This window comes from Kribbella monticola, assembly GCF_003261635.1.
GTDB lineage: Bacteria > Actinomycetota > Actinomycetes > Propionibacteriales > Kribbellaceae > Kribbella > Kribbella monticola.
Map to the genome: position 1 here is coordinate 191,217 of NZ_QFXK01000039.1, position 21,272 is coordinate 212,488.

The window sequence follows — 21,272 nt, forward strand, 5'->3', positions numbered from 1 at the left end:
TTGGAGGACACGCCCCGGTGAGTAACTCGTTTCTCAAGCAACCCAAGTCGGTTTGGGCCGTCGCGTTCGCCTGTGTGATCGCGTTCATGGGCATCGGCCTGGTCGACCCGATCCTCAAGCCGATCGCGGAGCAGCTGCACGCCAGCCCGTCGCAGGTGTCGCTGCTGTTCACCAGCTACATGGCCGTCATCGGCGTCGCGATGCTGATCACCGGCGCGGTCTCCAGCCGGATCGGCGCCAAGCGCACGTTGCTGATCGGCCTCGCCATCATCGTCGTGTTCAGCGCCCTGGCAGGTCTGTCCAACTCGATCGGCATGATCGTCGCCTTCCGGGCCGGCTGGGGCCTCGGCAACGCGCTCTTCATCGCGACCGCACTGGCGACGATCGTCAACTCCGCCAGCGGCTCGGTCGCGCAGGCGATCATCCTGTACGAGGCGGCGCTCGGCGTCGGCATCGCGGCCGGTCCGCTGGTCGGTGGTGAGCTCGGGACGATCTCCTGGCGTGGCCCGTTCTTCGGCGTCGCCGTGCTGATGACGATCGCCCTCGCCGCGACCGCGTTCTTGCTGCCCGCCTCGCCACCGGCACCGCGGCGTACGTCGATCATCGAGCCGCTGAAGGCGCTCAAGCACCGTTCGCTGGCCACCGTCGCGGTCACTGCCCTGCTGTACAACTTCGGCTTCTTCACTTTGCTCGCCTTCACCCCCTTCCCGCTGGCGATGTCCGCTCGGCAGATCGGGCTGATCTTCTTCGGCTGGGGCATCGGCCTCGCGCTGACCTCGGTCTTCGCGGCTCCCCGGCTGCAGCGGCGGTTCGGCACGATCCCCGTAGTACTGGCGTCGCTGCTGCTCTTCGGCGCCGACCTTGCCGTGATGGGCGTCTACGCGCACCACCGTCCAGTTCTCGCCGTCGGAGTGATCGTGGCGGGCTTGTTCCTCGGCGTGAACAACACCCTCATCACCGAGGCCGTGATGGCGGCAGCGCCGGTGGAGCGCGGCACCGCCTCCGCGGCGTACAGCTTCGTCCGCTTCTCCGGTGGCGCCGTCGCTCCGTGGCTGGCCGGCAAGCTCGGCGAAGAGGTCAACATTCAGTTGCCGTTCTACGTGGGCGCTTTCGCCGTACTGCTCGCGGTCGGCGTACTCGCCTCCGGCTGGAAGCCGCTGTCCCACCTCCGTACGCCGACCGCCCACTCCGAGGCGGAAGCCGAGGCCCTCACCACCGCCGACGCCTGAGAAAGTGGTCTACCCGATCGCAGGGAGATCGATTTCCCGGTGGTCGAACAGCCGGTAGGGTCAATCGGTATGACGAGAGCTGACTGGCCCGGGTCGCGGTCGTACACAGGGAACCAATTGCGCCGGATCGCCTTGCCACTGGGCGGAATCGGCACCGGGACGGTCAGCCTCGGCGGCCGGGGCAACCTGCGCGACTGGGAAGTGGGGAACCGGCCGGCCAAGGGCTTCCGGCCGGACACCGCGTTCTTCGCAGTACGGACCTGCAATGAGGACGGCACCGTGATCACCCGCGCGGCCGAGGGCCCTCTCGATCTCAGCGAGTACGAAGGTGCGCACGGCAGCGCCGCGCAGAATCACGGCCTCCCCCGCTTCCGGAGCGCCGCCTTCGCTACCAGCTATCCCTTCGGTCAGGTGATTCTGCACGATCCCGACGTACCGGTCGGCGTTCAGGTGCAGGGATTCAACCCGCTCGTGCCGACCGATGTGGCGGCCAGTTCGTGGCCGATCGCGGTACTGCGCTTCCAGCTCGCCAACCGGACCGACCGCCCGCTGACCGTCTCGGTAGCAGGCTGCCTGCAGAACTTCATCGGCCGCGACGGCACCAATGATGTTGCTTCCGGCAACTACAACACCATCGTCGACGACGAGGGATTGAGCGGCGTTCTGTTACGCAGCAACGGCGTCGACCCGACGGCCGAGACCTGGGGCTCGCTCGCGCTCGCGATCATGGACGGCCAGGACGTCAGCCGCCGTACAGGCTGGACCGATCGGACCTGGGGCGACAGCCTGCTCGACTTCTGGGACGACTTCAGCGCGGACGGCCGACTCGACCAGCGGGAGAGCACGTCGCCGACACCGATCGCCTCGGTCGCCGACACCCGGACCCTCGCAGCCGGCGCGACCGAGGCATTCAGCTTCCTGCTCGGCTGGCATTTCCCGAACCGCCGCGCCTGGGAGAAGCCAGAGATCGTCGGCAACCACTACACCACCCTGTACGCCGACGCGTGGGACGCCGTCGCCAGGTTCGCTCCCGAGTTGCCGGAGCTCGAACGGCGTACCGTCGCCTTCGTTCGGGACTTCGAAGGCAGCGACCTTCCCGGGGCTGTGAAAGAGGCGGCCCTGTTCAACCTGAGCACGCTCCGCTCGCAGACCGTCTTCCGCACCCCGGACGGCCGCTTCTTCGGCTGGGAAGGATGTTCGGACCAGGTCGGCAGTTGCTTCGGCAGTTGCACCCACGTCTGGAACTACGAGCAGGCCACGCCGTACTTGTTCGGCGAGATCGCCAGATCGCTGCGTGAGGTGGAGTTCGGCCACGCCACCGACGAGCAGGGGTTGATGAGCTTCCGCGTCGGACTGCCACTCGCCGACGCCGCCCAGGAGTGGCGGGTCGCCGCCGCCGACGGGCAACTCGGCTGCCTGGTGAAGCTCTACCGCGACTGGCGACTCAGCGGCGACGACGCGATGCTCGCGGAGTTGTGGCCCGCGGCGAAACGGGCGCTGGAGTTCTGCTGGATTCCCGGCGGCTGGGATGCGGACCGCGACGGCGTGATGGAAGGCTGCCAGCACAACACGATGGACGTCGAGTACTACGGGCCGAATCCGCAGATGCAGTCCTGGTACCTCGCCGCGTTGCGCGCCTCCGAGGAGCTGGCCCGGCACTTCGGCGAGGACGACCTCGCAACCGAATGCCGCCGGCTCTTCGAGTACGGCAGCGCCTGGATGGACAAGAACCTCTTCAACGGCTCGTACTACCGGCACGAGATCCGCCCACCCGCCTCGGCCGACGACGTCGCGCCCGGCCTCCGCGAACGGATGGGCGCGGCCGACCCGACGAAACCCGAACTCCAGTTGGGCGACGGCTGCCTGATCGATCAGCTGGTTGGTCAGGCCTTGGCCCACATCGCCCAGCTCGGCCACCTCCACGATCCGTTGCTGGTAGCAACCACCTTGCGCAGCATCCTGGCCCACAACGGCCGGACCGGGTTCTACGACCACTTCAACAACATGCGCAGCTACGTCCTCGGTGACGAGTCGGCCGTTCTGATGTGCAGCCATCCCCGCGGCAACCGGCCTGAACGACCGTTCCCGTACTTCGCCGAGGTGATGACCGGCTTCGAGCACATTCTCGCCGTCGGCCTGATCTCCGAAGGCCTGGTGGACGAGGGACTCAAGGTGATCTCGGACATCAGAGCCCGGTACGACGGAGAGCGGCGCAACCCGTTCGACGAGGCGGAGTGTGGCCACCACTACGCCCGCGCGATGGCGAGTTGGGGCGCGGTCGTGGCCCTCACCGGCTTCGACTACGACGGCCGCTCGGGCGTGATGCGCTTCGCTCCGCGCTACCCGTCGAACAACCACTTCTGGTCCACGGGCAACGCCTTCGGCACTCTCACCGACACCGAACTCCGGGTCCGCGAAGGCACGCTCTACCTGACCGAGCTCCACCTGCCGACCCGCTCACCCCTCACGTTCCCTCCGACCACGTACGCCGCCGGCGCCACCATCTCGCTCTAGCTCCACCCAATGCTCCCGCACCACGAGCGCACAGCACCGGACCATACCAAACGGTATGGTATGTTCATGGCATGGCGACGAAGGCGGACTGGCTGAACGCGGGCCTGCGGCTGCTGGCCGACGAGGGGGCGCCGGCCGTGACCATCGACCGGCTGACCACCGAGCTAGGCCTGAGCAAAGGCTCGTACTACCACCATTTCCGCGGCGTGGGCGGGTTCCGGACGGCGCTGCTCGAGCACTTCGAGGCACTGTTCACCACCCGGCTGATCGACACCGTGGAAGAGGATCCGGACGCCACTGCGGAGGTGAAACTGGTCCGGCTGATGGAGCTCGTCCTGGCCGGGCCGGAGGACTCGAGGCTGGAGATCGCGGTCCGGGCCTGGGCCTTACAGGACTGTGAGGCGCGGCAGGCACAGGAGCGCGTGGATCGGACGCGCACGCAGTACCTGCAGAAGCTTTGCCGTGGGCTGCAGAGCAGCCTGATCGCTCCGGACCGGCTCGCCGAATTGCTGTATCTGATCCTCATCGGCGCCGAGCAGGTGCTGCCGCCGCTCCCTTCCGACCGGCTGCGCGCGCTGTACGCCGACACCTTGCGACTGGCCACCGGTAAGTCGCTGCTCTAGGAGGCACACATGACCGTCCGCACTGACCTGCCCGAACTGGCCGATCTCCTACCGACCGCCGACGTGGTCGACGTGAAGACCGCGACCGGCACCGTGAGCCTGCGCGAGTTCGTCGCCGGAGCGCTCGGTCCTTCGCCGTGGTGGATCAAGGCCTTGTTCGCTGCCCGGTTCGTCCTGGCCAAGGCACTCAAGCTGGACACGGCCGGCCTCCCGCCGCGGCCGCGGGTCCAGCCGGAGACGATCAGCTTCACACCCGGAGCTCCGGCGGCGTTCTTCGAAGTCGTGCGGGGCGAGGAAGACCACTACTTGCTTCTCAAGGTCACCGACAACCACCTGATCGGCTACCTCGCCTTCATCACCGACAACGCCTCTCCCACCCGCGAGTTCAAGGTCGTCACCCTTGTCCACTTCCTCCGCCCGGTCGGCCGCTTCTACTACGCCGCGATCCAGCCGTTCCACCACCTCGTCCTGCACAGCATGATCCACTCAGCCCTGAAGACCTACCGCTGACGCAGGACGGGCCTGGTGAGCTGACTCCACCAGGCCCGCCTCAGCTCAGCAGCTTCAGCAGGTCACGTAGTCGCCCAGGATCCAGACGTTGTTACGGATTCCCGGCAGGTTCCCGAGGATCCAGCCGCCCGAGGTCGACATTCTGCCGTCGAACGGCTGACCGGCGTGCACCTGCCCGTACGACGGGTACTGCGTCCCAGGCCCCGAGCGGTAATTGACGTTGTTCTGATTGATGTGACACGACTGCACGGTGTCCGGCGACGCCACCACCGTGTCAGCAGTCGGTACGGCGGCTTGCGCGACGCCGCCGGTCATCGTCGCGGCAGCCAGACCGAGCGCCGCCACTGGGAGAATTCTCAACAGCTTGGTCTTCATCTCACTCCCTTTCGCTTGCAGGTCAGCTGGAGCAGTAGTCGCCGTAGATCCAGACATCGGCGCGGCCACCCCAGAGGTTGCCGTGGAGCCACCGGCCGCTGTTTCCGTAGACCCAGAAGCCCTGTCCCCTGTTCACCTGGCCGTACGAGGGGTACTGAGTCCCGGGGCCGGACCGGTAGTTGACGTTGTTGTCGGTGATGAAGCAGTTCACCCCGATGTCGTCGGCGGAACTGGTGCTCGCCGAGGCGGTGGTTGCCGAGGTGACGGTCGCCGTGAGCGCGAAGACTCCGGCGGCCAGGGCGGGCACCACGGTACGAGCCACACGACGGCCCGATGTTGCACGGAAAATCATCATGAGTCCTTCCGAGTCGGATATCTCTCACTTCGAAAGACGACTCGGGCCCCGGCGTGGGTGCACTTTTCGCAAAGCCTCGAAGCATTTTCTGCTGCCATTCAGGCCGGGTGGTGTCAAACATTTCAACGCACTGCGAAGAGCGGGCCACTCACTCCCGCCCACCCAGCAGCGAGACCGGTTGGTGGCGGGTGACGGTCCAGGCTGTTGCGGCGGCGGTGCCGCCGACTACCAGGAGGGCGCTGCCGAGGATCAGGCCGAGTAGTCGCCAGGGGATTGCGAGGACGACGACGCCGTAGGTGTTCGCGGTACCGGTGGCGACTCCTGCAAGGGCCGCGGCTGCGACCAAGCAGCCGAGGAGGACGCCGATCACGACCACGGTCAGGGATTCGATCAGCGCGACGGCGACGACCTGGGCGCGGGTGAGGCCGGCCATCCGGGTCAGCGCGAACTCACGCCGACGGTCCGCAGCGGCCATCACGACGGCGTTGACGACCGCAACGGCGGCGTAGACACCGGCCAGGCCCATCAGGACGGCGAAGATACCGGTGTTTCCGCGTTGTTGAGCCTCGCCGCGCGCTTCGGCCCACTCGGCGACCGTCCGGACCTCGCCGCCGGCTTCGAGCCGGTGCGCGACGGCTCGAACATCATTGCCCGGAGCAACCTTCACCAATGTCTCGGTGCGCCCTTCACCAATCAGTGCACGCGGTACGAAGAAGTTGTCACCGACGTCGAGGGTCTCCGGCATGATCGCGACCACCTTCAGTGGCAGGCGCCGGGTGCCGATCACAGCCGTCACGGTCGAGCCCAGCTTGTACCCCTCGGCACTCATCCCGGGACCGATCGCGATCGTCCGGCCGACCAGCCGGTCGAGCGAACCCTTACGCGGCCGGAGGCGATGAGTGCGCTGGTACGCCGACCAGTCGATGCCGACCGCTTCGGAGTACACGGTCTGTTTCCGCTTGCCTGCTTGACGAATCACGGTCACCGGTACGACGGTCTGCGGCGACGCGACCGCGATCTCGGGCGAGGCCGGTACGTCCAAACCGACGACGAGGTCCGCGGTGATCAATTGCCGCTGCTCCTCCCCGACCGCCTTGGCGAGCGACCCGAAGGTGCCCCACAACCCGACCAGGAGCCCGACCAGCACGATCAACGGAGCAGCAGTAGCAGCACTTCGGCGTACAGCGTACAGGACGTTCGCGCGGGCCAGTTCCGCCACCAGACTGCCGCGAAGCAGCAACGCCGGCAGGCGTCCTGCGAGTGGGACGGCGATCGGGCTCAGCTGACTCAACGCGACCGAGCCGCTGATCATCACCACCAGCCCGATCATCAACCCAGCAACGAAATCTCGGGCAGCCTGGGCTGTGATCACCAGTATTACGGTGCAACCGGCGGCCGAAAGTCCCCAGAACCACCGCCATCCCGTCATCACCGGCATCCCTTCCGGCAGTTCGGTGAGCGCCTCGAGCGGTGCGATCCGCGAGGCCCGCCAGGCCGCCGCGAGAACGCCCGCCAACGCCGTACCGATCCCGACGATCGCAGCGGCCTCCATCGACCCGGTGGCCCAGGGTGCACGGAACCATGGCGGCAGCATGCCGAGCTGGATCAGCAGCTTCGACTGAGCCCAGGTGCCGAGCAGCCCCGCCGGGACACCTACTGCGGTCCCCAACACACCGAGGATCAGCGCTTCGCCGAGCAACATCCAGCGGAGACTCCCCCGCTGAGCTCCGACGAGACGCAGCAACGCGAGCTCGCGTCGTCGCTGCGCCACCGTGAACCCGAAGGTGGTGCTCACGACGAACACTGTCAGGAACACGGCCAGCATGACCGACATCCCCAGCAGCGTCGCGGCCCCGACGTACCCCTCCCGGATCCGCGCCTGGTCGAACTTCGACAACCCGGGCGGCAGCTCCGGCCGATCCGTCGCCGCCAGCACCTGCAACCCCGACTGGACCAGGCCGACGCCGAGAGCCACCGCCACCACGGCGCCCGCGAACAACTGCCAGCGATCCCGCACCGCGCCCAGCGACAACCTCAGCATGCCGCCAACCCAACCAGCCAACCGTCGCCCGCTCGCTGGCCCGCGCGCCCGATCGTGGGTATCGCCCGCGCTACCTCAGTACTGCGAGCAAAGCGTGGAAGTCGGCCCGGTCGAACTCCCGCGCGCCGATCAAAGCCTGCAAGAGAATTCCGTCGAGCGCGGCGACCAGCAGACTCGCTTTGTGCGGGTCGCTGGTGAAGCTCCGGGCGATCTGCGTCAACGGCTCGAGCCAGGCAGCAGCCGCCTCGCGCAACGCAGGTCGCCGAGCGGCCAGGAGATAGAGCTCGTACTCCGCGAGCGTGCGTCCCCGTCGATACACCAGGCAATGCTCGATGAGCCGCGCCAGCTCGTCGGCCGGGCGGGCGCCGAGCTCGCTGACCCGCTCCTGCAACTCGGCGGCCAGGTCCTCCGCAGCCCAGGTCAGCGCGGCCACCAGCAGTTCGTCGAGGCTCGCGAAATGGTAGGTCGTCGAGGACAGTGAAACTCCCGCTTCGGCCGCGACGACGCGATGGCTGACCCCGGCAACACCGGCTCGCTCGATCACCGCCAGGGTCGCGATCAGCAGCTCCGTGCGCCGGGCGCGGCCCCGCTCGCGTCGTCCGTCCGGGCGTCTGGTAGTGCCTCTGACCTGCACAAACAACAAACTATCAAGACAGACGTACTAATTGTTTTTCGGCTCCGAAATCGGCAGAACCGGCCGGAAACGCGACATAGGCTCGTCGCCGTGACGACTACTGCGATGCGCCGCGCACTCAAGCGCGCCGACGACGGAAAGACGCTGGATCCGGCCGAGGTCGAGGTGTTGCTGGCAGCCGGCGGCGATGACCTGACCGCCCTGATGGCGACGGCCGCACGAGTCCGGGACCAAGGCCTCGCCGATGCGGGCCGCGCTGGAGTCGTCACGTACTCGAAGAAGGTGTTCATCCCGCTGACCAGGTTGTGTCGCGACCGGTGCCACTACTGCACCTTCGCGACCACGCCGGGCCGCGTGCACTCGCCGTACCTGAGCCCGGACGAGGTGCTGGAGATCGCCCGGCAGGGCGCGGCACTCGGGTGCAAGGAAGCGCTGTTCACGCTCGGCGATGCACCCGAGGACCGCTGGGACGCGGCGAAGACGTGGCTCGAGGAAGCCGGCTACGACAGCACCCTCGACTACGTCCGCGCGATGGCGATCCGCGTGCTCGAAGAGACCGGCCTGCTGCCGCACCTCAACCCTGGCGTGATGTCGTGGCAGGACCTGCAGCGATTGAAGCCGGTCGCGCCGAGCATGGGGATGATGCTGGAGACCACCTCGCGCCGGCTGTTCGAGGAGAAGGGTCAGCCGCACTTCGGTTCGCCGGACAAGGACCCGGCGATCCGCTTGCGTGTCCTGGAAGACGCGGGCCGCTCGAACGTTCCGTTCACCACCGGCCTGCTGGTCGGTATCGGCGAGAACCTCGAGGAGCGGGCCGACTCGATCTTCGCGCTGCGCAAGATCGCCCGGCAGTACGGCGGGATCCAGGAAGTCATCATCCAAGGGTTCCGGGTGAAGCCGGACACCGCGATGCGCAACGACGCGGACATCCCGCTGGACGAGTGGTTGGCCGCGATCGCGGTCACCCGGATCGTGCTCGGCCCGCGGATGCGCGTCCAGGCACCGCCGAACCTCGTCGATCTGGCCGAATGCAAGCTGCTCCTCGACGCGGGCGTGGACGACTTCGGCGGAGTGTCGCCGCTGACGCCCGACCACGTGAACCCGGAGCGTCCGTGGCCACAGCTCGACGACCTGACCAAGGTGACCGCGTCCGCCGGATTCACCTTGCGGGAAAGGCTGACCGCGCACCCGGAGTACCTGCGTGAGCCCTGGCTCGACCCGCGGCTGATCTCACACGTCGAGGCGCTGGTCGATCCTGAGACCGGGCTGGCGAATGAAGACGCATACCCGAAGGGCCTGCCCTGGCAGGAACCCGACGGCGGCTGGGACAGCGTCGGGCGTACCGATCTGCACACCGCGATCGACACCGAAGGACGTCGTACGGAGACTCGCTCGGACTTCGACGCGGCGTACGGGGACTGGGACGTACTGCGTGAAGACGTCGCCGCTCGCCGCGCGGGTGAATCGAGCCCCGAGCGGATCGACGCGGACGTGAAGGCGGCCCTCTCTGCCGCGGCCGATGACCCGGCCGGCCTGTCCGACGCGCAGGCGCTGACCTTGATGACCGTCACCGGCCCGGCGCTGGACGAACTCGCCCACATCGCTGACGACCTGCGCAAGGAGGTCGTCGGCGACGACGTGACCTACGTCGTCAACCGGAACATCAACTTCACCAACGTCTGCTACACCGGCTGCCGGTTCTGCGCGTTCGCCCAGCGGCGAACGGATGCCGACGCCTACTCGCTGTCGATGGACGAGGTCGCCCAGCGCGCCGAAGAGGCGTGGGTGATCGGCGCGACCGAGGTCTGCATGCAGGGCGGTATCCACCCCGACCTGCCCGGTACGGCGTACGCGGATCTCGTGCGGGCCGTGAAGTCCAGGGTGCCGCAGATGCACGTCCACGCGTACTCGCCGATGGAGATCGTCAACGGCTCGGTACGCACCGGGCTGTCGATCGAGGAGTTCCTGATCTCGGTGAAGGAGGCCGGGCTGGACAGCATCCCCGGGACGGCCGCCGAGATCCTCGACGACGACGTGCGCTGGATCCTGACCAAGGGAAAGTTGCCCACGGCAAGCTGGATCGAGGTGATCTCGACCGCGCACAAGGTGGGACTGCCGTCGTCGTCCACGATGATGTACGGGCACGTGGACTCGCCGCACCACTGGGTGCAGCACCTGCGCACGATCGCTGCGGTCCAGGACGAGACCGGCGGGTTCACCGAGTTCGTGCTGCTGCCGTTCATCCACACCAACTCGCCGATCTACCTGGCCGGCGTGGCCCGCCCGGGCCCGACGTACGACGAGAACCGCGCGGTGCACGCGATGGCGCGGATCATGCTGCACGGCCGGATCGACAACATCCAGTGCTCCTGGGTCAAGCTCGGCGTCGACGGCTGCGTCGCCGTCCTCAACGGTGGCGTGAACGACATCGGCGGCACCCTGATGGAGGAGACCATCAGCCGGATGGCCGGCTCGAAACACGGCTCCCGCAAGTCCATCGAAGAACTCACCGCGATGGCCACCGCAGCCAACCGCCCCGCCCGCCAACGCACCACGACGTACGGCGACGTCCCGGCCCGCCCGGTCACCGAACTCGAACTCGCCTGACCGATGACCGGCTGCCGCCTCCCCCTCGGTGGTGGCAGCCGGCCGGGGAATCAGCGGGTCGCGTCGAGGTCGACCGGGGCGGTGGAGCGGCTGCGCCGCTTGGTGGCGAGCCGGTGGGCGACGGTGATCAGGACGAAGCCGACGGCGTAGATACCCGCGGTGACGGCCAGGTAGCCGACGGGAGGTGCGTCGGGGTCGCGCGGGAAGGCCTGGGCGCTGTCGCCGACCCACGACCGGAGTAGATAGAGCGTCTGGAAGGTGAACGAGTAGGCGTAGATCGCCACGTAGACGAGGTAGGCCGACGTGCGGTTCCGCAGGAAGTAACCGAGCGGAAACGCGAACAGGACGGTGATGATGGCAACCATGGGAATCCCCTCCTCGAAGTACTGACACCGCCTACGCTCCCGCCCGCACCACCCGGCCGGCATCCGTGCCAGCGCGGCACCCCCACCAAGTGCTGGCACTGATGCGCAGTCGCGCCGGCCGGGGTGATGATGTGACTGTGACCAGGCCACTGGGGTGGGTGACCGCCGCGTCAGTCGCGTACGTCGCGGGCCTTGTCGTTCGCGCGGCACTGGCCTACGGGCCCGCCTCGATCGGGTCCAGCGGCGAACTTCCGGTGGCGGCAGCGATCCTGCTGCCGTCGATCCTGCTCGGCTGGCTGGTCGCGGTTCGGGCCCCGGCGAGCCCGATCGGTCCCGCGCTGGCCTGGACCGGCGCGTTGCCGTCGGTCGTCTTCGCCGTCGAGGACTGGGGATCGAGCTACCACACCGCCTACGCGTGGCCTGGCGCCCGCACCGTCGAAGTCGCGGCGGCGGGGGTCTGGACCTGGCTGTTCCTCGGTTTCGCGATCCTGGTCCTGGTGTTCCCGGACGGTCTGCTCCCCGGTCGCAGGTGGCGCACGATCGCGATCGCCGTACCGGTCTGGCTCGCGCTGGTGAACTTCGTCATCGCCACCGACATCGACAACTTCTCGGCCAGTCCCGAGCCCGAGCGAGTGACCGGCAAGCCGCCGTTCGTGCTGCCCGCGCCGCTACGGGCCGGGCTGATCGTGGTGGCCATGGCCGGGTTGATCGCGATCCTGCTGGCAGTCGGCGTCAGCCTGGTGGTCCGATACCGCCGAGGCCGCGAGCTGGACAGGATCCGGTTGCGTTGGCTGATGTGCGCGGCGATCAGCGTACCGGTGCTGTTGGCAACGAGTTGGCTGGCGATCGCCGCCGGGCTACCGGGTGAGGTTGCCTACCTGGGCTTCCTGGTCGCGATGCTGTTCCTGGTCCCGGCCGCGATCGCCGTCGCGATCCTGCGCCACGACCTGCTGGACATCGACCGCTTCTTCGGTACGACGGTCAGCTGGCTGATCACCACGATCGTCTCGGCCGCGATCTTCGCCGGCGTGGTCGTTGCCGTCGACACCCTTTTCCCGCGACAGCAGCGGGCCGGCGTGACCAGCGCCGCCTTCGTCACGGCCTTGCTCCTGCTCCCGCTCTTCCATTGGCTGCACCGCGGTGTCGGCCGCCTGGTCGATCCGGACCGAACGACAGCCATCGCCCAGATCAAGGACTTCGTCCGGCGGGTGCGCGACGGCCAGGCCGAGCCGGAGCAGATCCAGGACGTACTGCGGAAAGCTCTCGGCGACCCCGAGCTTCGGGTCATCCTGCAGCGCCCGGGCCAGGTGCTCGATCTTCCGGCGGGTGCGATTCCCTTGTCCACCAGCGATTCGGCCGTCGGCGCGCTGGTCCTCGGCGCGACATCGGCCCGCCGGATCAGGCGCGCCCGGGAGGCGGCGGTCGAGGCGCGCTTGCCGATCGAGGTGAGCCGGCTGCGACTGGAACTGCAGGACGCACTCACCGAAGTACGGGCCAGCCGGTCGCGATTGATGGCGGCGGTGACGGTCGAACGGCAACGACTGGAGCGGGACCTGCACGACGGCGCCCAACAGCAATTGATTGCCGTCGGCATGCGATTGAGATTGCTGCAGCATCGACTCGGCGCCACGCAGTACAAAGAAATCGACGAGCTGGTGGAATCGCTCGAGCAGACCGTGGCAGAGCTGCGGCGGATCGCGCACGGGGTGAGGCCGAGCCGGCTGGACGACGGGCTCGCGGTGGCGCTGCGGCGGCTGGTCCAGGACAGCTCGGTGCCGGTCGACCTGGTCGTGCCGGAGCTCCAGGTCGGCGAGGGGGTGGCGACGGCGGTGTACTTCACGGTAGGTGAGGCGATCGCGAACACGCTGAAGCATGCGCGTGCGACCCGGATCTCGATCGAGGTCGAGCAGCTCGGGCAACGGCTGCGAGTCCTGGTCCGCGATGACGGGATCGGCGGCGCCCAGGAAGGCTTCGGGCTCACCTCGCTACGGGACCGGGTCGCGTCGGTCGGGGGCTCGTTGACGCTGGACAGCCCGCCCGGCGCGGGCACCTCGATCAGGGCGGAGATCCCGTGCGCGTCGTGATCGGCGAGGATTCCGCCTTGTTTCGTGAGGGTCTGAGCCACCTGCTGGTCGAGAACGGGCACGAGGTCGTCCGCGCGGTCGCGGACGCCGACGGGCTCATCCAGGCCGTCGCCGAGGTCGAGCCAGACCTGACCATCATCGACGTACGGATGCCGCCGACGATGACCGACGACGGTGCCCGGGCGGCCAAGGCCCTGCGTGCCGAGAACCCGGCCCGGCCGATCCTGATGCTGTCCCAGCACGTGGAGACCAACCATGTGGTGGAACTCGTCGCGACCGGCGGATTCGGTTACCTGCTGAAGGACCGGGTACTACGGGTTGCCGACTTCCTCGACGCCATGCGCCGGATCGCGGCCGGGGGCTCCGCGCTGGACCCGGCGATCGTGGCGGCGCTCGTCACGCCGACCCGGGTGAACGATCCGCTGACCGCCTTGTCGATCCGCGAACGCGAAGTACTCGCGCTGGTCGCGGAAGGACTGTCGAACAGCGCGATCGCGGACCGGCTCGTGCTCGCCGAACGCACCGTCGAGACGCACATGCGAAGCATCTTCAACAAGCTGCGGATCGACGACACCCCGGACAGCCACCGCCGCGTACTCGCCGTCCTGGCCCACCTGACGGCCTGAGTTCTCAGCCCGGCAAGCACAGAAAGAAACGCCGGCCGTGTCGGGTGTCGGTCGCCACCTCACTGGCGACCGGCACCCCGGCGACACGGCCGGCGTCTTGCTTTGCCCCGAGAGGGCGGTCGGCCCCGAAGGAGGAAGGTGCCGCCGTCTCATTCCGCAACCGGCAGGGGAGGTACAGTCCGGTTCCGGACGGGAGGGCCGCGGCACTTCCTAGAGCCTGTGTCAGCGACCCGTCCGTCGCCGACAACTGAACGGTGCCATGGCCGCCGAAGCCGTCGCTACTCGCGGGTTCAAACATTTGCATTGATCTTGAGTAAGGCGACGCTTCGTGTACAGCTGCTCACTATTCGTGGTGAAGTTGCCTGCCGCAACAACAATGAGGTCGTTCTCCAAGGCAACGGTTGAGCTCACAACCACAACCTGGCAAGGCGATCAGTACGGGTAGGTGTCGTCCCGCCGGGTCGGGTCCATGTCCCACAGCGAGAACTCGACGACCTTGTGCGACTCCTCGCCACCGGCCGGACTGAGCCCGACACCGTCGTAGTCCTTGGAGCCGAGGCCGTCCAGGTAACCGAGCAGTTCGAACGCCGACCGGGCGTCCTCGATGTCGTCGATGACCTCGTCGTTCTGGGCCTCGTCGGCGCGGCTGCGGACGTAGGCGATGAACGCCTCCGGATCGGTCACCACGAAGTCGTACCGGGCCTGGTAGCTGAGCCGGATCCCGTTCTCGGGGACCAGCGGTTCGTCCAGTTCGTCCAGGTCCGCGCCTTCGACCATCTCCCGGTAGTCGGCCGGGTCGTCGAAGTCGTCCGGGCCGAGCGGCAGGTCGTCCAGCTCGTCGGGGTCGTAGGAGTCGATGCCGAGGAAGATGTCGCCCCAGCCCCGCTCGTGCACGGCGTCGGCGAGCACCCGGGCCTGGACCCGGACGTTCTCGATCGCCGTGGTGGCCCGCAGGTCGTGCAGGTCCAGGGCGTCGGCTTGTTCCATCAACACCCTCGCCAGTTCGCGGGCGGCCTCGGCGGCCGACGCGGGCTCAATCGGCTCACTCATGCTGTGACGGTACAACCATCGGCACATCCACCGCCGCGCCCGGTACTCCGAACGCGTCCACCAGGTCGCCGGCGTACGGCCTGACCTGGGCACAAAGCTCGTTCACCAGCGCCGTGATCGCCTTCGACCGCGGCCCCGACAACCGGCCGTGCTCCATGTACCAGGCGCGCTCGGCCTCGATCGTCGCCAGCGCGTGCAAGTCGTACAACTCCTTCAGGCGCTCCCGCACCTCGCCGGCCGGAGCACGCTGTACTCCGGCCAGGAACGCCTCCAGGACGACCCGGTCGACGTGTGCTCGCCCGGCCGCGATCACGTGGTCCTGGCACCGGTTGAACACCTCGAACGGCTCCATCCCGGAGTCGATCCCCGCCTTCAGCCGGCGGGCTACTCCGGCGAGCATGTGCTCTTCCCGGAACCGCAGCATGCCGCAGTGGTACGCGTCGTCGCGGAGGCCGGCGTCGGGGTCGGCCGCGTCGTTCCGGTTCGGCACCACGTCGCGGAGCCGCTCGGCCAGGCTTCGCAGCGCGGTCTTCTCCACCGCGATCTCGACCGCCTGCGCCGCGATGAACCGGGCGGTCCCGAGCGGGTCGAGCTTGCCGAAGGACTCCCGGTAGTTGGTCAGCAGACCCTTCGCGACCAGCTGCAACAGGACGGTGTTGTCGCCCTCGAAGGTGGTGAACACATCCGTGTCCGCCTTCAGTGCGGCCAGCCGGTTCTCCGCGAGGTACCCGGCGCCGCCGCAGGCCTCCCGGCACATCTGGATCGTCTCCGTCGCGTGCCAGGTGCCGAGCGCCTTCGTCCCGGCCGCCTGTGCCTCGAGCGCCCGCCGGTCGTGCTCGTCGTTCTCGGCGGCCCCGTCCCGTGCCTCGCCGAACAGACGGACGAACTCCTCGACCAGCTCGGCCTGGGCGAAGTGCAGCGCGTAGGTCCGGGCCAGCAACGGCAGCAAGCGGCGCTGGTGCATCCGGTAGTCGAGCAGCAGCGCCTCGTCGGCACTGCCGGGCGCGCCGAACTGCCGCCGCCGGCCGGCGTACCGGACAGCGATCGTCAACGCCACCTTGCTTGCGTTGATCGCGGCGCCGCCGACCGAGACGCGGCCCTGGACGAGCGTGCCGAGCATCGTGAAGAAGCGGCGGTCCGGGTTCTCGATCTCGCTCGTATAGGTGCCCTGGGCATCTACCTGGGCATACCGGTCGAGCAACGCGGTACGGGGTACGCGGACGTGGTCGAAGACGATCCGGCCGTTGTCCACGCCGTTCAGGCCGAGCTTCGGTCCGCAGTCGCTCAGGGTCACGCCGGGCAGCGGGTCGCCGTCGAGGGACCGGATCGGGACCAGCAGACAATGAACGCCATGGCTCTCGCCGCCGACGACGAGCTGGGCGAAGACCGCAGCCATCCGGCCGTGCCTGGCCGCGTTGCCGATGTAGTCCTTGCGCGCACCCTCGTGCGGCGTGTGGACGACGAACTCCTCGGTGGCCGGGTCGTACGTCGCGGTGGTGCCGAGCGCCTGGACGTTCGAGCCGTGCCCGGTCTCGGTCATCGCGAAGCAGCCGAGCAGCTGGCCGTTGATCGCGTCGGCCAGGTATTCCTCGTGATGCCGCGTGGTGCCGAGGTGCAGGATCGCGCCGGCGAACAGGCCGAACTGGACGCCCGCCTTCACCATCAGCGACAGGTCACCGAAGGCCAGCGTCTCGAAGCCGGCGATGAACCCGCCGAGGTCGCCCTGACCGCCGTACTCCTTCGGGAAGCCGCGGCCGGGATGCCCGTCCGCGGTGATCTGCTGCAGCATCGCGAGCACCTCGTCGCGGTACTCGTCGCGGGTCAGCCGCAGCCCCGCGTCCAGCAGGTCGGCATGCTCGGCCAGCCCTTCCCGGACGACATCCCGCGCCGCTTTGTACGGCCCGTCCAGATAGTCCCGCAGCCCCGTCGCGCTCATGATCCAAACCTATGCCGGGACAACGGCCGCGAGCCATCCGCAGATACGGCGCTATGATCACATTTGTGCCGAATTTGCGGATCAGTGAGGCGGCCGCGCTGCTCGGGGTCAGCGATGACACCGTCCGGCGCTGGATCGAGCAGGGCCGGTTGCCGGCCGTCCAGGACGCCGGACGGATGGCGATCGACGGCCGCGAGCTGGCGGCGTTCGCCCAGAAGCTGGCCGAGTCCCCGGACCCCGGTACGACGACGGCCGCCTCGGCGCGGAACCGCCTGCGCGGCATCGTCACGCGGGTGGTCAAGGACGGGGTGATGGCACAGGTGGAGTTGCAGGCCGGCCCGTTCCGCGTCGTCTCGCTGATGAGCCGCGAGGCCGCGGACGAGCTGGAGCTGGAGCCGGGTGTGATCGCCGTCGCCTCGATCAAGTCCACCCACGTCGTCGTCGAGATCCCGGAGTCCTGATGTTCCGCCGTACCGTCGCCGTCGCCCTGACCGCAGTTGCCGCGCTCGCCGTCGCCGCCTGCGGCAGCAACGAAGTACCGGCTTCGTCGACCGCGGGGCCCGCCGGAACGGTCACGGTTTTCGCGGCCGCTTCGCTCACCGGCGCCTTCACCCAGCTCGGCAAGGACTTCGAGGCCGCCCACCCGGGCGTCAAGGTCGTCTTCAACTTCGCGGGGAGTTCGGCGCTCGCGCAACAGATCAACTCGGGCGCTCCGGCCGATGTGTTCGCCTCGGCCGCGCCGAAGAACATGGACCAGGTGACCGGCAAGGGCACCGCGACCACGTTCGTGAAGAACAAGCTGGAGATCGCCGTCCCGAAGGGCAATCCGGGCAAGGTCACCGGCCTGAAGGACTTCGCCGACAAGGACAAGAAGATCGCCGTCTGCGCGGTTCAGGTGCCCTGCGGTGCGGCGGCCAAGAAGGTCTTCGACGCCACCGGGATCGTCGCTCAACCGGACAGCCTGGAGCAGGACGTCAAGGCAGCCCTCACCAAGGTCAGCCTCGGCGAGGTCGATGCGGCGCTGGTCTACAAGACCGACGTGCTCGCCGCGAAGAGCAAGGTCGAGGGGATCGAGTTCCCGGAGGCCGACAAGGCGATCAACGACTACCCGATCGCCACGTTGACCAAGGCGAAGAACCCGGACGGTGCCAAAGCGTTCGTCGACTACGTGTTGTCCGCCCAGGGCAAAGCCGTCCTCACCGCAGCCGGCTTCGACGCGCCATGAGTCCTCGCGGCAGCAGGAGGATCGGCGGCCGCGTGCCCTTGATCCTCCTGCTGCCTGCGCTGCTCGGTCTCGCCTTCCTGCTCGTCCCTCTGCTCGGCTTGCTCGCACAAGCGCCCTGGTCGACGCTGCCCTCACGTCTGTTCAGTGCCGACGTCGGGCAGGCCCTCAAGCTCTCCCTGCTCTGTGCCAGCGCCGCCACTGCGCTCTGTCTCTTCCTAGGTGTTCCGCTGGCCTGGCTGCTCGCCAGGGCTGAGCTACCTGGCCGCGGACTCATCCGTGCACTGGTGACCGTCCCACTGGTCCTGCCGCCGGTCGTGGGCGGTGTCGCCTTGTTGCTGGTCCTCGGGCGACGCGGCCTGATCGGCGAGCGCCTCGACCTCTGGTTCGGGTTCTCTCTGCCGTTCACCACGGCCGGCGTGATCGTCGCGGAGGCCTTCGTGGCGATGCCGTTCCTGGTGATCTCGGTGGAAGGCGCCCTGCGCGCGGCAGACCCGCGGTACGAGGAAGCGGCCGCCACGCTCGGCGCAGGACGCTGGCTCACGTTCCGTCGAGTCACGCTGCCCTCGATCGCGCCGGGCGTCGTGGCAGGCGCAGTACTGTGCTGGGCTCGGGCACTCGGCGAATTCGGCGCCACGATCACCTTCGCGGGCAACCTTCCCGGCCGTACGACGACGATGCCGCTGGCCGTCTATCTCGCCCTGGAGACCGACCCCGACGTCGCAGTGGTGCTCAGCGTCGTACTGCTGGCCGTCTCCGTCGTCGTACTCGCGTGTCTGCGCGAACGCTGGATCAGCGGTCTGAGATGACCCTGTACGCCGACCTGCAGGTCAGCCGGGCTGCCTTCAGGCTCGACCTCGAACTCAGCGTCGATCCGGGCGAGGTGGTCGCGCTGCTCGGCCCGAACGGCGCAGGCAAGACCACCGCACTCCGTGCCATCGCCGGGTTGCTACCGCTCACCGACGGCCGGATCCGGCTCGGGGACGAGGTCTGGGACGAGCCGCCGCGAGTGTTCCGCCCGGCCGACCACCGCCCGATCGGTGTGGTGTTCCAGGACTACCTGCTGTTCGACCATCTGAGTGCCTTGGAGAACGTCGCCTTCGGCCTCAGGGCTCGCGGTACGGACAAGCACTCGGCCCGCGCCGCAGCGACCCGCTGGCTCGAGACCGTCGGCCTCGGCGATCACCTGAAGACGCGCCCACGCTCACTGTCGGGCGGCCAGGCGCAGCGGGTCGCGCTGGTCCGCGCGCTCGCCACCACGCCCGAACTGCTCCTCCTGGACGAGCCCCTGGCCGCCTTGGACGCAAGTACGACGTTGCACGTGCGCGCTGAGCTCGGCGAGCACCTCCGTCGGTACCAGGGCCGCACTCTGCTCGTCACCCACGACCCGCTCGACGCGATGGTGCTGGCCGACCGGCTCGTCATCGTCGAACACGGCCGGGTCGTCCAGGAAGGCGCTCCCACCGAGATCGCCCGCCGGCCGCGGACGGAGTACGTCGCCCAACTGGTCGGCCTGAACCTCTACCGCGGCACCGCCCAGGGCACCACCGTCGCGCTCAGCGGCGGCGGCTCCCTGACGATCGCCGCACCCACCTCCGGCGGCGTCCACGTGGCGTTCCCGCCGTCAGCCATCAGCCTTTACGCCGAGCAGCCGGCCGGCAGCCCCCGCAACACGTGGCCGGCGGTGGTCACCGGACTCGAACAGCACGCGCACACCGTCCGCGTCCGTCTCGACGCCTCACCAGCCGGCCCGGGCACCCTCCTCGCCGACATCACCCCCGCAGCCGTCGCCGAACTCCGCCTCACACCGGGCCAACACCTGCACGCGACCCTCAAAGCCACCGAGATCCAGACCTACCCGAGTTGACCACGCACCGGCCGGTTGCCTGGTGCAACGAATGGGACGGCGGATACTGGGCGGGACCCGCTGGATCCTTGTGTTGGGAGATGCTGTGGCTGAGCCGAGTACCGAGTGGCGTGAAGTGATCGGGGCGGACGAGCAGGAGCGACACGAGGCGCAGGCGGCCGAGTTCGCCGCGATGCAGGGCCGGAAGTCGGCGAAGTACGGGACCGGGCGGGCCTTGCACCGCAAGCAGCTCGCGGCACTCCGGGCCACCCTGGACATCGCGGCCGACCTGCCGGAGTACGCGCGCCAGGGTCTGTTCAGGACCCCTGACCGGTACGACGCGTGGATCCGGCTGTCCAACGGCGGGTTCAACCGCGCGGCCGACAGCGTGCCCGACATTCGCGGCTTCTCGATCAAGGTGCTCGGTGTCTCCGGCCGGGCCGCGCTCGGCGGCGAGGCTGTCTCGCAGGACTTCGCGCTGATCAACCACGAGCGGTTCAGCTCCGCGACCAGCGAGGACTTCACCAAGGTCGTCACCACCGGCGGCAGCACGCCGGGCAATCTCGTGCTCCGGCTGCTCAAGAACCCGGGCATGATCCCGCAACTCAAGACCGTCTCGGCGGCCCTCAAGTCGCCGTTCAGCGGATTCGCGACCCAGGACTTCTTCAGCGCCGCGCCGATCGCCTTCGGCCCGTACGCCGTCCGGGTCCGGCTGGCCGCCGCGTCCGACCAGGTCAACCCGTCGGCGAGCAACGACTGGGCCGCCGACATCTACGACCGGTTGGCCGCTGATCCCCTGTCCTACGACCTGCAGGTGCAGTTCTTCATCGACGAGTTGGTCACACCGATCGAAGACGCGTCGGTCGACTGGACGGCCGCGCCTTATCTGACGGTGGCCCGGCTGACTGTGCCGCGGCAGAAGCCGGACGAGGCGCTCGCGACCCAGGTCGAGGCGGCTCGGTTCGACCCCTGGAACGCGCTGGTCGAGCACCGCCCGCTCGGCGAGGTGATGCGGGCCCGGAAGGTCGCGTACTACGCCAGCCAGCAGGCCCGAGCGGCCGAGTGATCGCTGTATACAGAAAGTGTCTGACAGGTGACACGACGTTACTGACTCGAAGTTACGGCCTGTGATCTCACTGCCACGAATTGGCATCATGTAACGCCGGTTTCACGCCTCAGAGTGATCGCGATGTAACAAAGAGTGGTTACTTACTCACTCGTAGCGAGTGAGTTCTTCACGGTCTAGTCGTGACGT

19 protein-coding genes are annotated in these 21,272 nt (G+C 68.3%); 12 read left to right on the forward strand and 7 right to left on the reverse strand.

Features of this window, described 5'->3' with window-relative positions; all coding sequences use genetic code 11:
- The first annotated feature begins 17 nt into the window (after positions 1-17).
- The 4 genes from DIZ26_RS32320 to DIZ26_RS32335 all read left to right on the forward strand — a co-directional run bounded on the left by DIZ26_RS32320 (position 18) and on the right by DIZ26_RS32335 (position 4,876).
- Positions 18-1,229, forward strand: coding sequence for an MFS transporter (locus DIZ26_RS32320; RefSeq protein WP_232828754.1), 1,212 nt, complete (start codon positions 18-20; stop codon positions 1,227-1,229).
- Between the two features lie 69 nt (positions 1,230-1,298).
- Complete coding sequence (locus tag DIZ26_RS32325) at positions 1,299-3,743, forward strand: GH116 family glycosyl-hydrolase (protein WP_112248353.1); 2,445 nt, start codon at positions 1,299-1,301, stop codon at positions 3,741-3,743.
- A gap of 71 nt (positions 3,744-3,814) precedes the next feature.
- Positions 3,815-4,366 carry a TetR/AcrR family transcriptional regulator gene (locus tag DIZ26_RS32330; RefSeq protein ID WP_112248354.1) on the forward strand — a complete coding sequence of 184 codons (552 nt, stop codon included), beginning with the start codon at positions 3,815-3,817 and terminating at the stop codon, positions 4,364-4,366.
- A 9-nt stretch (positions 4,367-4,375) separates the two neighbouring features.
- Positions 4,376-4,876: a DUF2867 domain-containing protein gene (locus DIZ26_RS32335; protein WP_112248355.1), complete on the forward strand. Its 501-nt coding sequence runs from the start codon at positions 4,376-4,378 to the stop codon at positions 4,874-4,876.
- A 54-nt stretch (positions 4,877-4,930) separates the two neighbouring features.
- Here DIZ26_RS32335 and DIZ26_RS32340 read toward each other — a convergent pair whose 3' ends face one another.
- The 4 genes from DIZ26_RS32340 to DIZ26_RS32355 form a co-directional block, all read right to left on the reverse strand.
- Positions 4,931-5,251: an SH3 domain-containing protein gene (locus tag DIZ26_RS32340; RefSeq protein WP_112248356.1), complete on the reverse strand. Its 321-nt coding sequence runs from the start codon at positions 5,249-5,251 to the stop codon at positions 4,931-4,933.
- A 22-nt stretch (positions 5,252-5,273) separates the two neighbouring features.
- On the reverse strand, positions 5,274-5,606 hold the full coding sequence (locus DIZ26_RS32345) for an SH3 domain-containing protein (RefSeq protein ID WP_157979878.1): 333 nt from the start codon (positions 5,604-5,606) through the stop codon (positions 5,274-5,276).
- A 148-nt stretch (positions 5,607-5,754) separates the two neighbouring features.
- Positions 5,755-7,647, reverse strand: a complete 1,893-nt coding sequence (locus DIZ26_RS32350; RefSeq protein ID WP_232828755.1) for an FtsX-like permease family protein — start codon at positions 7,645-7,647, stop codon at positions 5,755-5,757.
- Between the two features lie 70 nt (positions 7,648-7,717).
- Positions 7,718-8,281, reverse strand: coding sequence for a TetR/AcrR family transcriptional regulator (locus tag DIZ26_RS32355; protein WP_112248358.1), 564 nt, complete (start codon positions 8,279-8,281; stop codon positions 7,718-7,720).
- A 90-nt stretch (positions 8,282-8,371) separates the two neighbouring features.
- Here DIZ26_RS32355 and DIZ26_RS32360 point away from each other — a divergent pair, with 90 nt between their 5' ends.
- Positions 8,372-10,888 (forward strand): bifunctional FO biosynthesis protein CofGH, encoded by a 2,517-nt coding sequence (locus DIZ26_RS32360; RefSeq protein ID WP_198676392.1) that lies wholly within the window; start codon positions 8,372-8,374, stop codon positions 10,886-10,888.
- A 50-nt stretch (positions 10,889-10,938) separates the two neighbouring features.
- Here DIZ26_RS32360 and DIZ26_RS32365 read toward each other — a convergent pair whose 3' ends face one another.
- Positions 10,939-11,253 (reverse strand): hypothetical protein, encoded by a 315-nt coding sequence (locus DIZ26_RS32365; RefSeq protein WP_112248360.1) that lies wholly within the window; start codon positions 11,251-11,253, stop codon positions 10,939-10,941.
- A gap of 137 nt (positions 11,254-11,390) precedes the next feature.
- On the opposite strand from DIZ26_RS32365, the gene DIZ26_RS32370 reads away from it, so the two are divergent.
- Both DIZ26_RS32370 and DIZ26_RS32375 read left to right on the forward strand, forming a co-directional pair.
- Positions 11,391-13,337 (forward strand): sensor histidine kinase, encoded by a 1,947-nt coding sequence (locus DIZ26_RS32370; protein ID WP_198676393.1) that lies wholly within the window; start codon positions 11,391-11,393, stop codon positions 13,335-13,337.
- A complete protein-coding gene (locus DIZ26_RS32375) occupies positions 13,325-13,963 on the forward strand; it encodes a response regulator (protein ID WP_112248362.1) in 639 nt (212 codons plus the stop codon). Before DIZ26_RS32370 ends, DIZ26_RS32375 begins: the two co-directional genes overlap by 13 nt.
- 432 nt (positions 13,964-14,395) lie before the next feature.
- Here DIZ26_RS32375 and DIZ26_RS32380 read toward each other — a convergent pair whose 3' ends face one another.
- Both DIZ26_RS32380 and DIZ26_RS32385 read right to left on the reverse strand, forming a co-directional pair.
- A complete protein-coding gene (locus DIZ26_RS32380; RefSeq protein WP_112248363.1) occupies positions 14,396-15,013 on the reverse strand; it encodes a hypothetical protein in 618 nt (205 codons plus the stop codon).
- The gene (locus DIZ26_RS32385) at positions 15,006-16,949 is read right to left on the reverse strand and encodes an acyl-CoA dehydrogenase family protein (RefSeq protein ID WP_112248364.1); all 1,944 of its coding nucleotides are present in this window, start codon (positions 16,947-16,949) and stop codon (positions 15,006-15,008) included. Before DIZ26_RS32385 ends, DIZ26_RS32380 begins: the two co-directional genes overlap by 8 nt.
- A 53-nt stretch (positions 16,950-17,002) precedes the next feature.
- Between DIZ26_RS32385 and DIZ26_RS32390 the strand changes: the two genes are divergently transcribed.
- The 5 genes from DIZ26_RS32390 to DIZ26_RS32410 all read left to right on the forward strand — a co-directional run bounded on the left by DIZ26_RS32390 (position 17,003) and on the right by DIZ26_RS32410 (position 21,083).
- Complete coding sequence (locus DIZ26_RS32390) at positions 17,003-17,410, forward strand: helix-turn-helix transcriptional regulator (protein WP_232828756.1); 408 nt, start codon at positions 17,003-17,005, stop codon at positions 17,408-17,410.
- Positions 17,410-18,174 (forward strand): molybdate ABC transporter substrate-binding protein, encoded by a 765-nt coding sequence (gene modA, locus DIZ26_RS32395; RefSeq protein WP_112248366.1) that lies wholly within the window; start codon positions 17,410-17,412, stop codon positions 18,172-18,174. The genes DIZ26_RS32390 and modA overlap by 1 nt, the downstream gene beginning before the upstream one ends.
- Positions 18,171-18,980: a molybdate ABC transporter permease subunit gene (gene modB / locus DIZ26_RS32400; protein ID WP_112248367.1), complete on the forward strand. Its 810-nt coding sequence runs from the start codon at positions 18,171-18,173 to the stop codon at positions 18,978-18,980. Before modA ends, modB begins: the two co-directional genes overlap by 4 nt.
- The gene (locus DIZ26_RS32405; RefSeq protein ID WP_112248368.1) at positions 18,977-20,038 is read left to right on the forward strand and encodes an ABC transporter ATP-binding protein; all 1,062 of its coding nucleotides are present in this window, start codon (positions 18,977-18,979) and stop codon (positions 20,036-20,038) included. Before modB ends, DIZ26_RS32405 begins: the two co-directional genes overlap by 4 nt.
- Positions 20,039-20,123: 85 nt before the next feature.
- The gene (locus DIZ26_RS32410; RefSeq protein ID WP_232828757.1) at positions 20,124-21,083 is read left to right on the forward strand and encodes a catalase family protein; all 960 of its coding nucleotides are present in this window, start codon (positions 20,124-20,126) and stop codon (positions 21,081-21,083) included.
- The last annotated feature ends 189 nt before the right edge of the window (positions 21,084-21,272 follow it).